The sequence below is a fragment of the Corynebacterium sp. MC3 genome (genome assembly GCF_900099485.1).
Classification (GTDB): domain Bacteria; phylum Actinomycetota; class Actinomycetes; order Mycobacteriales; family Mycobacteriaceae; genus Corynebacterium; species Corynebacterium pseudogenitalium.
In genome coordinates, this window is the sequence record NZ_LT622816.1 from 314,175 (window position 1) to 327,788 (window position 13,614).

Consider the following 13,614-nt stretch of genomic DNA (forward strand, 5'->3'; position numbering starts at 1 on the left):
TGATGGTATGACGGTGCAGCCCGATCGCCCCGGGGTTCAAGATCCCGGGCCGGGACGTCGCCTCGGAATTGACGTCGGTACAGTTCGTCTCGGTGTCGCATCGTCAGACCGTGATGCAAAGCTAGCGACTCCACTTGAGACTGTTGCCCGTGTTACAGGATTTAAAGATCGCGACGGAGCAGATATCGATAGAATCATCGACATCATCGACGAGTACAAGATCGTTGAAGTTGTTGTTGGTCTGCCACGCGATTTAAAAGGTCACGGCTCACGTAGCGTCAAACACGCGAAAGAGATCGCGTTCCGGATTAGGCGACGATCTGGGCTTCCCGTAAGAATGGCTGATGAACGTCTAACAACTGTTGCTGCAGCTCACGCCTTGCGTGCGAGCGGCGTGAACGAGCGCGCTGGTCGTAGTGTGATTGATCAAGCTGCGGCGGTTGAGATTTTGCAATCCTGGCTGGACGGCCGAACGAATTACTTCAAGGAGAATCAATCGTGACGACCCCAACAACCTCGAAACGACGTACACGGGGCACGGCGGTGCTCGTAACGTCGATCTTGCTGATCATTGGATTGATTGCCTGGATCGCGGTGATGCGTAACGGCACGAACGCCGATTTTAACGGTACCGGTAATGGTGAGGAACAAGTCGTCGAGATCCCCGAGGGCTCGAACATTTCGTCGCTGGGTCCTGAGCTTGAAGAACGTGGCATTGTTGCTTCGAACGGAGCGTTCCAGACTGCAGCTGCGAATAATGCGGACTCGGACAACATTCAGCCTGGATTTTACCGCTTGGAAGGTGAGATGAGTGCGGACAGTGCCGTGGCTGCGCTGCTCGACCCATCTAAGCGCGTAACGCCACTACAGGTTTATGGGGGTGCAACGCTCATGGATGTCAACGTCGTTGGTGGGCAACGGCGTCTTGGTATCTTGTCCATGATTCAGCAAGTTTCTTGTGGTGAAGAAGTCAAACCTGGTTGCGTTACTGTTGAAGAGCTGCACCACGTTGCGGCCGATGCGGATCCGGCGAGCCTCGGCGTTCCAGAGTGGGCACTCGAGGTAGTGAACGCTCGAGCGGGAGACGCGAAACGTCTTGAAGGACTTATTGCTCCGGGTGAGTACATCGTGGATCCAGGGGCGTCTGCCGAGGCCGTGCTCACTGATTTGATTACGCGATCTGCAAAGCAGTATGAAGCGACAGACATAGTCACGAGGGCAAAGTCAGTTGGATTGACTCCGTACGAACTCGTCGTAGCTGCATCTCTGGTTGAGCGTGAGGCTCCTGCCGGAGAGTTCGATAAGGTGGCTCGAGTTATCCTGAACCGTCTCAAAGAGCCTATGCGTCTCGAGTTTGACTCGACCGTCAACTATGGGTTGCCCTCTGTTGAGGTTGCGACGTCACGTGAGGACCGTGAGCGGGTCACTCCTTGGAACACGTACGCGATGGATGGACTACCGCAAACGCCGATTGCATCACCATCGATGGAAGCAATTGAGGCGATGGAGCGGCCTGCAGAAGGTGATTGGCTGTTCTTTGTGACCATCGATAAGGATGGCACGACAGTCTTTAACCGCACTTTTGATAAGCATTTGGAGGATACGCAGCGCGCGTATGACTCTGGCATTCTCGATTCTCAGCGCGAAGGAAATCGGGAGCAGTAATGTACCAAGCAGCCGTCCTCGGTTCCCCGATTAAGCATTCACTCTCACCGGTCTTGCACCACGCTGGGTATAAGGCTCTGGGGCTCGATGATTGGCGTTACACAAGGATTGAGTGCGTCGAAGCAGACCTTCCCAGGGTCGTGCTTGAGGCGGACGAGAGTTTCCAAGGGTTTTCAGTTACGATGCCCGGCAAGTTTGCTGCGTTAAAGGTCGCGGATCGGGCAACCGATCGGGCAATTGCGATCGGGTCCGCGAACACCCTGGTCCGCACACACCAGGGGTGGCGGGCGGATAACACTGACTGCGAAGGAGTGCTGTACGCGCTTCGCCGTTTGCTTGGCGGAGCAGATATCCAACGAGCGGTCGTGATCGGCGCCGGCGGTACTTCTCGGGCTGTGATTTGGGCCCTTCGGGAACGAGGGGTTGAGGAAATTACTGTTATCAATCGTTCAGATAGGAGCGGCGAGCTTCGAGGACTGACGGAAGGCATTAGGTGCAACTTCGTATCTTTTGACAGTGATCTTTTCAAAGTAACGGCTGCTGCTGACGTGGTTGTTTCGACTGTCCCCGCAGATACGCTGCGGCCCTATGTTCAGCAGCTGGCTCACGCCCCGTTGCTCGACGTCATATATGATCCGTGGCCGACTCCGCTGGTATCCCAATCTGCTGCGAACGGTTACAAAGCAGTCGGGGGGCTGACGATGCTAGCGGGGCAGGCGTTCTCACAGTTCGAACAGTTCACGGGACGCAATGCGCCGCGTGAAGAAATGGAAACGGCGCTCGTGGAGCATTGGAACGCGCTAGAGCAGCAAAGTCACTAGAAGATGGCGGGGGGAGTTGTTTGGGGCGCGGTCGCTCTGGGGTTGGCCTGGTCGATAGTGACATGCTGGTACGACCTGAAATACGCGCGGTTGCCTAATTGGCTCACGCTGCCACTGTGCGTTGTGGCTGTCATTGCCGTCGCGTTCGAGCCCTTCTTATCTGTGGGTATGCTTTGGCCTGCTACCTATTTGCTGTTTGGACAGGGCATTGGTGGCGGTGACATCAAACTCGCGCTTCCACTGGGCGTTGCTTCAGCAGCGGCTGGGGGATTCATCGGTGTTATTGCGGCGTTGTTTATAAGCAGCTTCTGCACGGTATGTTTCGCGTTACTCGTGAGGTCTCGCCGTGTTCCACATGGCCCGTCGATGGTGTTGGCGAGTTGGGCAGTAATTGGAATCTATGCCGGAAACTGCATCTTCTCATGAGAAGTGTGACAGAATAGCCATCATGTTTCGCTGGACCACTGCCGGAGAATCCCACGGCCAAGCCCTGATAGCACTTGTTGAGGATATGCCTGCTGGCGTGCCAATTACTGAGCAGGAGATCGCACATCAGCTCGCTCGTCGCCGTCTCGGGTATGGACGCGGCGCGCGGATGAAGTTTGAGCAAGACAAGCTGGAGCTGCTCGCTGGAGTTGTGCACGGCACCACGATTGGTAGTCCGATCGCGATTCAGATCGGCAATACCGAGTGGCCAAAGTGGACGACGATTATGTCTCCGCATCCGTTGGATACTTCGAATGAAGATGTGCAGAAGGCCATGTCGTCTGGGCGTGGTGCAAAGTTGACTCGTCCGCGACCAGGGCATGCGGATCTTCCAGGCATGATCAAATACGGATTCGATTCGGCACGACCTGTGCTTGAGCGTTCGTCAGCACGTGAAACGGCTGCGCGAGTCGCCGCAGGAGCGGTTGCGCGTGCGCTTTTGCGTGAGGCCCTGGGCGTTGAGGTGTTTTCGCACGTGGTTTCAATTGGGGACTCAGTGCCTGATCGTGACGTGTTGCCTTCGTTTGCTGACATTGATGCTATCGACGCCTCTCCGGTACGTGCCGCGAGCAAGGAAGCAGAAGCCTCGATGGTTGCGTGTATCGAATCCGCAAAGAAAGCAGGGGACACCTTGGGTGGAGTCGTCGCGGTAATTGTCGACGGCCTCCCTATCGGCCTGGGCTCCCACATCTCTGGGGAAGCACGCCTCGACGCTCAGCTTGCGGGCGCCTTGATGAGCATTCAATCCGTGAAGGGCGTCGAAATCGGAGATGGTTTTGAGACTGCTACGCGCAGAGGGTCGCAAGCGCACGACGAGATTACGTTGAAAGATGGCCGGGTTCAGCGGCTGTCTAACCGAGCCGGTGGCCTTGAGGGTGGTATGACCAACGGTGAGCAGCTTCGTGTGCGAGCTGCCTTCAAGCCGATTTCTACGGTGCCTCGCGCGCTGCAATCTATCGATATGGCTACCGGAGCGGAGGCCACAGGTATTCACCAGCGATCCGATATCTGTGCTGTCCCAGCGGGAGGCGTGGTTGCAGAGGCGATGGTGGCACTTGTGCTTGCGGAAGCGACATTGAAAAAGTTCGGTGGGGACAGTCTCGACGAGTTGAGGCGTAATATTGCGTCGTATCAGCAATACGTTGCGCAGCGCTTCCGTTTTGATGGGGAGTAGTCCGCAAAGAAAGGATGACTGTGAACGCAGATACAGGTTCCCGACCAGCCATAGACGAGGTTCTAGGGTCGTGCGAGTCCGGTATTCCAAAAGTCGTGCTTGTTGGCCCTCCAGGCGCTGGGAAGACGACGATTGGGCGTCGATTAGGGAGGGCATTGAACCTTCAGTTCGTGGATTCTGATTCGATAATCGAACAAGCTGAAGGTAAACCGTGCGGTGAAGTCTATGCATCGTTGGGGGAGGATGCGTTTCGTGATCTTGAGCACGAGGTTGTGAAGCAGGTATTAGGGAGCAAGGGCGTTGTGAGCCTAGGCGGTGGCGCTGTGGTTCGGCCTGAGACGAGAGCTCTGTTAGAAAACCACCTTGTCGTGTGGGTTGACGTCGGGGTGAAAGAGGGCACTCGACGGACTGCAGGAGACGGGACTCGTCCAGTGTTGGCAGCAGAAGACCCTGAAGCGCGTTACCAGGCGTTGCTTACTGAACGTGAGCCCTTCTACCGCGAGGTTGCTGACTACCGCGTTCGCACTGACGATCGTCCGCCACAGCGCATCGTTGCTGAAGTGTTAGGCGTCATCGATAGCGAATAGAACGATTCCTAGAGAGAAGAAAGGCGAGTCATGGCCGTAGTGGATGTTTGTGGGCCCCAGCCGTATCAGGTCTTCATCGACCACGACACAACTATGAAGGTCGGTATTCGCGTGCAGGAGCTTGGGGCGAGGAAGGCCCTGATCGTGCATCAACCTCCGCTAGCTGCCGTTGCACGAAGTATCGCGCAAGACTTAGAAAACAACAACATTGAACCCCACCTGGCGGCCGTCCCTGATGCGGAGGACGGCAAGAGCATTGCGGTTGCGAGTGAACTTTGGGATGTTCTTGGGCGTGCCGGTTTCTCGAGGCAGGACGCCGTGGTCACTGTGGGCGGCGGTGCAGCAACTGATATGGGTGGATTTATCGCTGCTACTTGGATGCGTGGCATTGACGTCGTGCATGTCCCAACTACATTGCTCGCAATGGTGGACGCCGCAGTAGGCGGGAAGACTGGGATGAACACAGCGGAAGGTAAGAACCTGGTCGGTGCATTTCATGAGCCGAAGGGCGTCTTCATCGACTTGGAACGCCTGTACACCCTTCCAGAAGAAGAGATCGTGTCTGGCTCTGCAGAGTTGATCAAGACGGGTTTTATCGCTGACCAAAAGATTTTGGATCTATTCCAGGAGGGTGCCTCTCGTCACTGGCCTGAGCTTATCGAGCGCTCTGTCGCTGTCAAAGCAGGCGTTGTCTCCGAGGACCTCAAAGAGTCGGGACTCCGTGAAATCTTGAACTATGGGCACACGCTTGGTCATGCAATCGAGCGTCGTGAGCAGTACCGTTGGCGGCACGGAAATGCTGTTGCTGTGGGAATGATGTTCGTTGCGTACCTTGCGCTGCAGCGAGGACTTATCGACGAATCGGTTGTTTCGCTACACCGTACGATCCTTGAAGCGGCTGGGTTGCCAACGCGCTACGAGCATGGCGTGTTCGATGAGCTCTATGAGGGAATGACCCGCGATAAGAAGAATAAGAACGGGCACATTCGGTTCGTGGTACTCGATGGTATCGGTTCTTGTACACGAATCGAAGACGCCACCAAAGAAGAGATGCGTGCTGCTTACGAAGCCATGATGGGGGACTAGCGCGATGATGATCCTTGTTCTCAACGGACCAAACTTGGATAGACTCGGCAAGCGGCAGCCCGAAATCTATGGCGCCGAAACCTTGGAGACACTCACACAGCGGCTGCAGAGCAAGGCTACAGCGGCAGGCGTGGATGTTGAGGTTCGTCAGTCCAACCACGAGGGCGACTTGATCGATTGGGTGCACGAGGCGGCTGACAGTAAATGGCCTGTCATCATTAATCCGGGCGGTTTTACGCATACATCAGTGGCGCTGCGCGATGCTGTTGTTGAGTTGGGAGACGGTCCGGGGTTTGTGGAGGTGCACATTTCGAATATTTTCTCGCGTGAGGCCTTCCGACATCATTCGTATTTGTCGCCGTTAGCGCGTGGCGTAATTGCCGGTCTTGGTCTGGAAGGTTACGAGCTTGCAATGCAAGTATTTATCAACGACTTGAAGGAGTCCCAATGGGTTTAGCAGATACTCGATTTGAAAACCGGCGCCGTAAGCTGGCGTCTCTTTTAGCTGGTCACCGGATCGACGACATGTTAGTAACCCATTTGACGCATGTCCGTTACTTGTCTGGATTCTCTGGTTCCAATGGTGCGCTATTGATCTCCAAAGACCGCTCAGCTCGTATCACAACAGACGGGCGATACGCGACGCAGGTCGCAGACGAAGTTCCTGATATCGAGGCAACTATCACTCGAAAAGTCGCCACCGAACTGCTGAGCGTAGTTGTGGAGGGCCACCGCGTTGGGTACGAAGCAGACTATGTCAGTGCATCGCAGCTTGAGGCTCTGAAGCAGGCTTGTCCTGAAGGGGTGACGTTGGTGCCTGTCGCGCAACAAATCGAGGGAATTCGGTTAGTGAAAGATGAACTGGAGCTTCAACGCTTGGCTGAGGCCGCGGAGCTGGCATCGACAGCGCTTCGCGAACTAGTTGACGCCGGTGAGCTCGCAGCAGGACAGTCAGAGCGCCAAGTCGCTGCCAACTTGGAATACCGGATGCGATTGCTTGGCGCTGATCGCCCGAGCTTTGACACGATTGTCGCGTCGGGTTTGAATTCGGCTAAGCCGCACCATGGTGCCTCTGACCGCGTGATCGAAGACGGTGACTTTGTCACGATTGATTTCGGAATGTACCGTGCAGGGTTCAACTCCGACATGACAAGAACATTTGCGGTGGGGGAACCTTCTGCGTTTCTCCGCGAAATCTACGAGGTTACTCGTGAATCCCAGCAAGCAGGTGTCGAGGCGGCTGTTGCAGGTGCGAAGTTAGTCGACGTAGACAAAGCATGTAGAAGCATCATTGAAGACGCGGGCTACGGCGAATACTTCGTGCACTCGACGGGTCACGGTATCGGGTTGGATGTGCACGAGGGACCATACGCGGCGCTGACTGGCACTGGAGAGCTAGAACCATCGATGACCTTGACCATCGAACCGGGTATTTACGTTCCTGGGAAGGGAGGTGTCCGAATTGAGGACACCCTGATTATCACCAGCGGTGCACCACGTATTATCACCCAGTTCCCCAAGGAACTCATCGTGCTGTAGCATAATTGTGATTGCGAGAGCACATCTATTGTTAGAAAGAAGGAAGGCTTCAAGTGGCAACTACTGCTGATTTTAAAAACGGTTTGGTTCTGTTGGTAGATGGGAAACTCCAGCAGATTGTTGAGTTCCAGCATGTGAAGCCCGGTAAAGGCCCAGCTTTCGTTCGTACTAAGTTGAAGGATGTTGTCTCCGGCAAAACCGTGGACAAGACCTGGAACGCTGGCGTTAAGGTTGACACGGCAACGGTTGACCGCCGTGACATGACCTACCTGTACAACGACGGAACCAACTACGTGGTCATGGACGACAAGACCTTTGAGCAGTTCGAGCTTCCAGAAGAGAAGTTCGGTGATGCCGCAAAGTTCCTGCTGGAAAACATGCATGTCCAGGTCTCGTTCTACGAGGGCGACGCACTGTTTGCAGAACTACCGATCTCGGTCGATCTCAAGGTCGAGCACACCGAGCCGGGTCTGCAGGGCGATCGCTCCACCGGTGGCACCAAGCCTGCAACCCTGGAGACCGGCGCCGAAATTCAGGTCCCACTGTTTCTTGAGACCGGTAATGTAGTGAAGGTTGATACGCGTACTGGTGAATACCTTTCGCGTGTGAACAACTAATGGAGAATTTCAAACGCCATGGCGCACGATACCGTGCGCGTCGTAGAGCCGTCGATATCCTCTTTGAAGCCGAAGCTAGAGACATCGACCCGGTTGCTATTGTCGAAGACCGAGAGACGCTGTCTCAGAACCCGCTGAATCAAATTGCCCCGGTGGCTCCGTATACCCGGACCATCGTGGAGGGCGTGGCCCTTCAGCTCGATGATATTGACGACGCAATCGAGAAGTTTCTCAGCAGCGATTGGGAGTTGGATCGAATCCCCGCAGTGGATCGGCAGATCTTGCGCGTAGGTATCTGGGAGATCCTGTTCAACGCAGAGGTTGATGCCCCAATCACGATCTCGAATGCGGCTGAATTAGCTACGCAATACTCAGGTGCGAAAGCGGCACCGTATATCCACGCGGTGCTCGACGGAGTAATTCAATCGCAATCTGAAAATGCTCCAATGTCTCAGACTCACGCAGAAGAACCTGCTGACGGTCAGGAGGGCGAGGAAGCTTAACGAGTTTTCCGCTGTAAAAAAGTGGGAGGCAACGAATCAACGCGTTGCCTCCCACTTTTTAGTTTCCGCGTTGGGCGGCTTCAGCGATCGTTTCTGATAGCACTTTCATCATATTTTGTGCATAGAGCACCTGGTCGACACTACGGCGGAGAGCACTCGAAAGTTGTTCATCGGTCATGCCCGCGGCAACGTGTATCTCGCTTTCAGAACGGACAACTAGTGTCTCCCCTCTGTTTGCCACAACCGCGCGGCAACCGAGCAGCGAAGAGTTCGTCTGGTTCGCGGCGAGATAGAGTGAGGGATCTGTGGAGTCGGAAGGAACGTCTGTTTCGGCATCGGCGCGGACGATCAACACGGTGTCCAGGAGTACAAACAAGACATGGAAATCATTCAGGTTTGCATGCGCGACGCGCCCTGTCGGATCATCGGACAGTTCGATGCCGTGACCCCGCATTTGTTCAATGATGCGTTCGATCGTTACCTGGGGGGTAGAAGTACTAGTGCTCAACGTGGGGATCCTTCCAGTTCACTAACGTAGGAAATGACGTTTCCAGAAAATCAAAAGCCTGCAGTGTTGATTCGATCGATGTGACTATAAATGCGCCCAATTGATCTGGTGTTAACCCGTTTGTGACGTCTGTCGTACGGATTGCGCTCACCGCCAGTGATGGTGCATCGCTTCCTGTTTCGTTTTCGAAGAAACGCAAGGTTGGCGCAAAGTGGGTTTGGTTATGTTCGTTCATTGCCAAGAGCAAGTGTGAAGCCATTTCTTGTGGCACAGCACCGCGCCAAATGGATTCGAAAACCAGATAACTATCATCCAAAGCGCACACAGTCGCGCAGTTGACGAATCCGCTTCGCAAAATATTTTCTTCAATGCGGTACTCAAGGTCCTCATTTTCAAAAATGGCTGCAACATCTGCAAGCGAAACCGGACTGGGCTGTTCAGGGATTTGTTGCGTCGTCATTGTTCCAACCCTACCAATCATTCGTCGGCCAACTACCTATGCGGAATCCTCAGAAAACTTGGCGGGTACACCTGTATAGGGGAAGCGAGCAATCTAGTAAAGAGAATTATTGACTGATATAGCGAGACGCCTTTGTGAAGGTGCTAAAATTCTGACCAGTCTCAGCATAGACAAATACCAATTTCGACATCCTTTAAATTCCGCACAGCGAGGCGGGGAAGGAGGTTCGATGAGTGACAAGCAACGCGTGACGTCTGCGCTATTAAATGAGCGTGACGTTGAGCGAACAATTGCACGCATCGCGCACCAGATCATTGAAAAGAATGCGCTTGATTCGGAGTCTTCAGACACTCCAGTCCTATTGGGTATTCCTTCGGGGGGAGTGCCACTAGCAGAGCGGATCGCGGATGCGATTCAGTCTTTTACCGGGATCACCGTCCCCGTAGGCAGCCTGGATATTACGCTGTACCGAGACGATCTCCGAGACAAGCCTCATAGGGCGCTAATGCCGACGAACATTCCGGTTGAGATCAATAACGCAACCATAATCCTCGTAGATGATGTTTTGTTTTCCGGTCGGACCATCCGCGCGGCACTCGATTCGTTGCGAGATCTTGGTCGACCACGCACTATTCAGCTTGCAGTCCTAGTTGATCGTGGACACCGCCAACTACCAATTCGCGCCGACTACGTTGGCAAGAACATTCCAACCGCCATTGCTGAAGATGTCACGGTGTCTCTGACCCCAATTGATGACATCGATGCGGTGACGCTGACCAAGGAGGTCACCACCGAATGAAGCACCTGATTTCGATCGACGATCTCAGCGTTAACGACATTCACCTCATCATGGATGAGGCAGATCGGTTCCGAGAAACCCTCGAGGGTCGCGAGATTAAAAAGCTCCCAACGCTGCGTGGACGTACGATCTTCACGCTGTTTTACGAGAATTCAACGCGCACGCGCTCCTCATTCGAGACTGCAGGTAAGTGGATGAGCGCTGACGTCATCAATATTTCTGCGTCCTCTTCTTCCGTGAAGAAGGGCGAGTCGCTGAAGGATACGGCCTCGACGATCGCTGCAGTCGGCGCTGACGCCATTGTCGTTCGCCACCCATCGTCTGGTGCAGCGAAACTCATTGCTGACTGGGTTCCTAATGTATCTGTTGTCAATGCGGGCGATGGCCAGAACCAGCACCCGACGCAGGCGCTCCTTGATGCGGTAACAATGCGTCAGAAGATTGGTGAAATCGCCGGCAAGAAAATCATCATTGTCGGCGATATTTTGCATTCAAGGGTCGCACGCTCCAACGTGCAACTGCTGTCGAAGCTTGGCGCGGATGTCGTACTCGTTGCACCACCAACCCTGTTGCCAGTTGGGGCGGAGTACTGGCCATGCCGTATCAGTTACGACTTTGATGCCGAGATTCCAGACGCGGACGTTGTAATGATGCTGCGCGTTCAGGCAGAGCGTATGCATGGCGGGTTTTTCCCATCGCACCGCGAGTACGCCACGCTGTTCGGACTCAGCAAACAGCGAGCACAGCAAATGAAACCCGGCGCCATCATCATGCACCCGGGCCCAATGCTGCGCGGTATGGAAATCAACTTTGATGTTGCAGACCGCGAAAATACTGCTGTACTGCAGCAGGTCTCAAATGGTGTTTATACGCGAATGGCTGTGCTGTTCGCTTTGTTGGCTGGAGAGGATAGCTAGAAATGTCAGTAATTGCATTGACAAACGTTCGGCCATACGGCGAATCCACCGTAAACGTCCTGATCAAAGATGGGCAGATTGCTTCGGTAGGGGAAGACGTCGATACCTCGAAGGCTGACGAAGTACTAGATGGTCAGGGTTGGGTGCTGCTGCCTGGCCTGGTGGACATGCACGTCCACCTCCGTGAGCCGGGCCGGGAAGATACGGAAACCATCGCCACAGGTTCCGACGCAGCTGCGAAGGGCGGTTTTACAGCCGTGTTTACGATGGCTAATACGCGGCCGGTGATTGACCAGCCATTCCTTGCTGAAGCGGTGTGGAACAAGGGGCAAAGCTACGGTAAGTGCGACGTGTACCCGGTTGGATCTATCACGCAAGGGCTTGAGGGCAAGCAGCTCACCGAGATGGGATTGATGTCGAAGTCCCATGTTCGTATGTTCTCGGACGACGGAAAATGCGTAAACGATCCACAAATCATGCGGCGCGCAATTGAATATGCGAAAGCATATGATGTGCTGCTCGCACAACACGCCGAGGATCACCGTCTGACTGAAGACGCCAGCGCTCACGAAGGGCCAATGGCTGCGAAGCTGGGCCTTCGTGGATGGCCGCGCGTAGCTGAAGAATCGATTGTCGCCAGGGACATGATCATGTCGCGCGATTACGGCGGACGTCTCCACGTCTGCCACGCTTCGACGGAAGGAACTGTTCAGCTCTTGCGCCTGGCGAAGCAGCATTCCTCAAAGATTACGGCGGAGGTTACACCGCACCATCTGCTGTTGACAGATGAGAAGCTGGAGACGTTTAACGGAAACTTCCGGGTAAACCCGCCGCTGCGTGAGCACAGAGACACAATTGCGCTTCGTGACGCTTTGCTGAACGGGATTATTGACGTAGTTGCGACGGACCATGCCCCGCACGGTTCGGAAGAAAAGTGTGTGGAGTTTGAACACGCGAAGCCAGGCATGCTGGGGCTCGAGACATCGCTGGCAATCATCGCGCGTGTCTTCGTTGAAGCGGGGTTGGCGGACTGGCGGTTCGTCGCAAAGGTAATGAGTGAGAGACCAGCTGAGATTTTGAGGCTGGAGGACCAGGGGAGACCGATTACTGCTGGCGAACCAGCAAACCTCACCTTGGTCGACCCGAATTCGCCGTGGACGGTAGAGCCGGAAGAGTTGGCGTCGAAAGCCTCGAACACACCATACGAGGGAATGCAGTTCAATGCGCAGGTCAAAATGACGATGCTGCGTGGAGCTATTACGTACCAAGCTGATAACGAGTAAAGGAACTAAACAATATGGTTAATGAACGTATCCCAGCGCTTCTCGTGCTTGGCGACGGAAAGGTTTTTCGAGGCTTCTCATTTGGGGCGAAGAAGCAGGTCTTCGGAGAGGCAGTGTTTAGCACCGCGATGACGGGCTACCAGGAAACGATGACTGACCCGTCCTACCACAAGCAGATCGTGACCCTTACAGCCCCACAGATCGGCAACACCGGTTGGAACGACGAAGACAATGAGTCCCACGACAACAAGATCTGGGCTGCTGGCCTTGTGATCCGCGATCTTTCCACCGTGCACTCGAGCTGGCGCGCAAAGCGCAGCCTTGCAGAACAGATGGAAAACGAAGGTATCCCGGGCATCTACGGGGTGGACACTCGTACTCTGGTGCGTCATCTCCGCAATCACGGCTCTATTGCGGCAGGAATTTTCGTCAGTGAAGACACCGAGCGTCCAGTCGATGAGCTAGTGAAGCTGGTGAACGAGCAGCCTGCGATGGCTGGGGCAGACCTCAGCGAAGAGGTCTCGACGAAGCAGCCGTACACTATCCCCGCTGAAGGCGAGAAGCGTTACACCGTCGTCGCCTACGATATGGGTATTAAGACTGCTACGCCTATGCAGTTTGCACAACGGGGCATTGAGACCGTCGTGGTGCCGGCAAATACTCAGCTAAAGGATATTGAACAGTACCGACCGGATGGTGTGTTCGTCTCGAACGGTCCAGGAGACCCATCCACCGCAGACGAAATGGTGGCGATTGTTCGCGATATTATCGCTGCTGAGATTCCGTTCTTCGGGATCTGCTTCGGTAACCAAATCTTAGGTCGTGCGCTTGGCCTCGAGACATACAAGCTGCGCTACGGCCACCGGGGAGTCAACGTTCCGGTGAAGAACCTGCGCACGGGAAAGATTGATATCACGAGCCAAAATCACGGTTTTGCCCTCCGCGGCAAGGAAGGCGACACATTCGAGACAGATTTCGGCCCGGCGTCCATCACACATGTCTGCCTGAACGATGGCACCGTCGAAGGCGTGGCATTGGACAACAACATGGCGTACTCCGTGCAGTATCACCCCGAATCAGCCGCCGGACCGCACGATGCGAACCCGCTGTTTGACCAGTTCATCTCGTTGATGGACTCGAAGAGCCCGAACAACCAGTAACCAGCATTA

At 54.8% G+C, this 13,614-nt stretch carries 17 protein-coding genes; 15 read left to right on the plus strand and 2 right to left on the minus strand.

Features of this window, described 5'->3' with window-relative positions; genetic code table 11:
• Window positions 1-7: 7 nt before the first annotated feature.
• From ruvX to nusB, 11 genes are read left to right on the plus strand one after another with little or no spacing between them, the layout of a single operon-like run.
• Complete coding sequence (ruvX, locus tag BQ4436_RS10415) at window positions 8-502, plus strand: Holliday junction resolvase RuvX (RefSeq protein WP_070976827.1); 495 nt, start codon at window positions 8-10, stop codon at window positions 500-502.
• Window positions 499-1,665, plus strand: a complete 1,167-nt coding sequence (mltG, locus tag BQ4436_RS10420; RefSeq protein ID WP_070477037.1) for an endolytic transglycosylase MltG — start codon at window positions 499-501, stop codon at window positions 1,663-1,665. The genes ruvX and mltG overlap by 4 nt, the downstream gene beginning before the upstream one ends.
• A complete protein-coding gene (locus BQ4436_RS10425) occupies window positions 1,665-2,486 on the plus strand; it encodes a shikimate dehydrogenase (RefSeq protein ID WP_070976829.1) in 822 nt (273 codons plus the stop codon). Before mltG ends, BQ4436_RS10425 begins: the two co-directional genes overlap by 1 nt.
• A gap of 3 nt (window positions 2,487-2,489) precedes the next feature.
• Window positions 2,490-2,912: a prepilin peptidase gene (locus tag BQ4436_RS10430; protein ID WP_083329543.1), complete on the plus strand. Its 423-nt coding sequence runs from the start codon at window positions 2,490-2,492 to the stop codon at window positions 2,910-2,912.
• Window positions 2,913-2,934: 22 nt separating this feature from the next.
• Entirely contained in the window at window positions 2,935-4,146 is a 1,212-nt protein-coding gene (gene aroC / locus BQ4436_RS10435; RefSeq protein WP_070976832.1) for a chorismate synthase, read from the plus strand.
• 50 nt (window positions 4,147-4,196) lie between these two features.
• The gene (locus tag BQ4436_RS10440; protein WP_070977196.1) at window positions 4,197-4,733 is read left to right on the plus strand and encodes a shikimate kinase; all 537 of its coding nucleotides are present in this window, start codon (window positions 4,197-4,199) and stop codon (window positions 4,731-4,733) included.
• Between the two features lie 30 nt (window positions 4,734-4,763).
• Window positions 4,764-5,819, plus strand: coding sequence for a 3-dehydroquinate synthase (gene aroB / locus BQ4436_RS10445; protein ID WP_070976834.1), 1,056 nt, complete (start codon window positions 4,764-4,766; stop codon window positions 5,817-5,819).
• Between the two features lie 4 nt (window positions 5,820-5,823).
• A complete protein-coding gene (gene aroQ, locus BQ4436_RS10450; protein ID WP_070976837.1) occupies window positions 5,824-6,276 on the plus strand; it encodes a type II 3-dehydroquinate dehydratase in 453 nt (150 codons plus the stop codon).
• Window positions 6,267-7,358, plus strand: a complete 1,092-nt coding sequence (locus BQ4436_RS10455; protein WP_070976839.1) for an aminopeptidase P family protein — start codon at window positions 6,267-6,269, stop codon at window positions 7,356-7,358. Before aroQ ends, BQ4436_RS10455 begins: the two co-directional genes overlap by 10 nt.
• A gap of 53 nt (window positions 7,359-7,411) precedes the next feature.
• The gene (gene efp, locus BQ4436_RS10460) at window positions 7,412-7,975 is read left to right on the plus strand and encodes an elongation factor P (protein ID WP_070362395.1); all 564 of its coding nucleotides are present in this window, start codon (window positions 7,412-7,414) and stop codon (window positions 7,973-7,975) included.
• Window positions 7,975-8,478: a transcription antitermination factor NusB gene (gene nusB / locus BQ4436_RS10465; RefSeq protein ID WP_070362396.1), complete on the plus strand. Its 504-nt coding sequence runs from the start codon at window positions 7,975-7,977 to the stop codon at window positions 8,476-8,478. Before efp ends, nusB begins: the two co-directional genes overlap by 1 nt.
• A gap of 58 nt (window positions 8,479-8,536) precedes the next feature.
• Here nusB and BQ4436_RS10470 read toward each other — a convergent pair whose 3' ends face one another.
• Both BQ4436_RS10470 and BQ4436_RS10475 read right to left on the minus strand, forming a co-directional pair.
• Window positions 8,537-8,986, minus strand: a complete 450-nt coding sequence (locus tag BQ4436_RS10470) for a YbjN domain-containing protein (RefSeq protein ID WP_070362397.1) — start codon at window positions 8,984-8,986, stop codon at window positions 8,537-8,539.
• Complete coding sequence (locus BQ4436_RS10475; protein ID WP_070976844.1) at window positions 8,976-9,446, minus strand: type III secretion system chaperone family protein; 471 nt, start codon at window positions 9,444-9,446, stop codon at window positions 8,976-8,978. Before BQ4436_RS10475 ends, BQ4436_RS10470 begins: the two co-directional genes overlap by 11 nt.
• A gap of 229 nt (window positions 9,447-9,675) precedes the next feature.
• Here BQ4436_RS10475 and pyrR point away from each other — a divergent pair, with 229 nt between their 5' ends.
• The 4 genes from pyrR to carA are packed head-to-tail and all read left to right on the plus strand — an operon-like array spanning window position 9,676 to window position 13,605.
• Window positions 9,676-10,245 (plus strand): bifunctional pyr operon transcriptional regulator/uracil phosphoribosyltransferase PyrR, encoded by a 570-nt coding sequence (gene pyrR, locus BQ4436_RS10480; protein ID WP_070362399.1) that lies wholly within the window; start codon window positions 9,676-9,678, stop codon window positions 10,243-10,245.
• On the plus strand, window positions 10,242-11,162 hold the full coding sequence (locus tag BQ4436_RS10485) for an aspartate carbamoyltransferase catalytic subunit (protein ID WP_070362400.1): 921 nt from the start codon (window positions 10,242-10,244) through the stop codon (window positions 11,160-11,162). Before pyrR ends, BQ4436_RS10485 begins: the two co-directional genes overlap by 4 nt.
• A 2-nt stretch (window positions 11,163-11,164) precedes the next feature.
• Window positions 11,165-12,445, plus strand: coding sequence for a dihydroorotase (locus BQ4436_RS10490; RefSeq protein ID WP_070362401.1), 1,281 nt, complete (start codon window positions 11,165-11,167; stop codon window positions 12,443-12,445).
• A gap of 14 nt (window positions 12,446-12,459) precedes the next feature.
• A complete protein-coding gene (gene carA / locus BQ4436_RS10495) occupies window positions 12,460-13,605 on the plus strand; it encodes a glutamine-hydrolyzing carbamoyl-phosphate synthase small subunit (RefSeq protein WP_070477051.1) in 1,146 nt (381 codons plus the stop codon).
• The last annotated feature ends 9 nt before the right edge of the window (window positions 13,606-13,614 follow it).

What these genes read in the sequence shown, in the direction of transcription:
- ruvX (WP_070976827.1), top strand. Translation starts at nt 8, where the DNA reads ATGACGGTGCAGCCCGATCGCCCCGGGGTTCAAGATCCCGGGCCGGGA.
- BQ4436_RS10425 (WP_070976829.1), top strand. Translation starts at nt 1,665, where the DNA reads ATGTACCAAGCAGCCGTCCTCGGTTCCCCGATTAAGCATTCACTCTCA.
- BQ4436_RS10430 (WP_083329543.1), top strand. Translation starts at nt 2,490, where the DNA reads ATGGCGGGGGGAGTTGTTTGGGGCGCGGTCGCTCTGGGGTTGGCCTGG.
- aroC (WP_070976832.1), top strand. Translation starts at nt 2,935, where the DNA reads ATGTTTCGCTGGACCACTGCCGGAGAATCCCACGGCCAAGCCCTGATA.
- aroB (WP_070976834.1), top strand. Translation starts at nt 4,764, where the DNA reads ATGGCCGTAGTGGATGTTTGTGGGCCCCAGCCGTATCAGGTCTTCATC.
- aroQ (WP_070976837.1), top strand. Translation starts at nt 5,824, where the DNA reads ATGATGATCCTTGTTCTCAACGGACCAAACTTGGATAGACTCGGCAAG.
- BQ4436_RS10455 (WP_070976839.1), top strand. Translation starts at nt 6,267, where the DNA reads ATGGGTTTAGCAGATACTCGATTTGAAAACCGGCGCCGTAAGCTGGCG.
- nusB (WP_070362396.1), top strand. Translation starts at nt 7,975, where the DNA reads ATGGAGAATTTCAAACGCCATGGCGCACGATACCGTGCGCGTCGTAGA.
- BQ4436_RS10475 (WP_070976844.1), bottom strand. Translation starts at nt 9,446, where the DNA reads ATGACGACGCAACAAATCCCTGAACAGCCCAGTCCGGTTTCGCTTGCA.
- pyrR (WP_070362399.1), top strand. Translation starts at nt 9,676, where the DNA reads ATGAGTGACAAGCAACGCGTGACGTCTGCGCTATTAAATGAGCGTGAC.
- BQ4436_RS10485 (WP_070362400.1), top strand. Translation starts at nt 10,242, where the DNA reads ATGAAGCACCTGATTTCGATCGACGATCTCAGCGTTAACGACATTCAC.
- BQ4436_RS10490 (WP_070362401.1), top strand. Translation starts at nt 11,165, where the DNA reads ATGTCAGTAATTGCATTGACAAACGTTCGGCCATACGGCGAATCCACC.
- carA (WP_070477051.1), top strand. Translation starts at nt 12,460, where the DNA reads ATGGTTAATGAACGTATCCCAGCGCTTCTCGTGCTTGGCGACGGAAAG.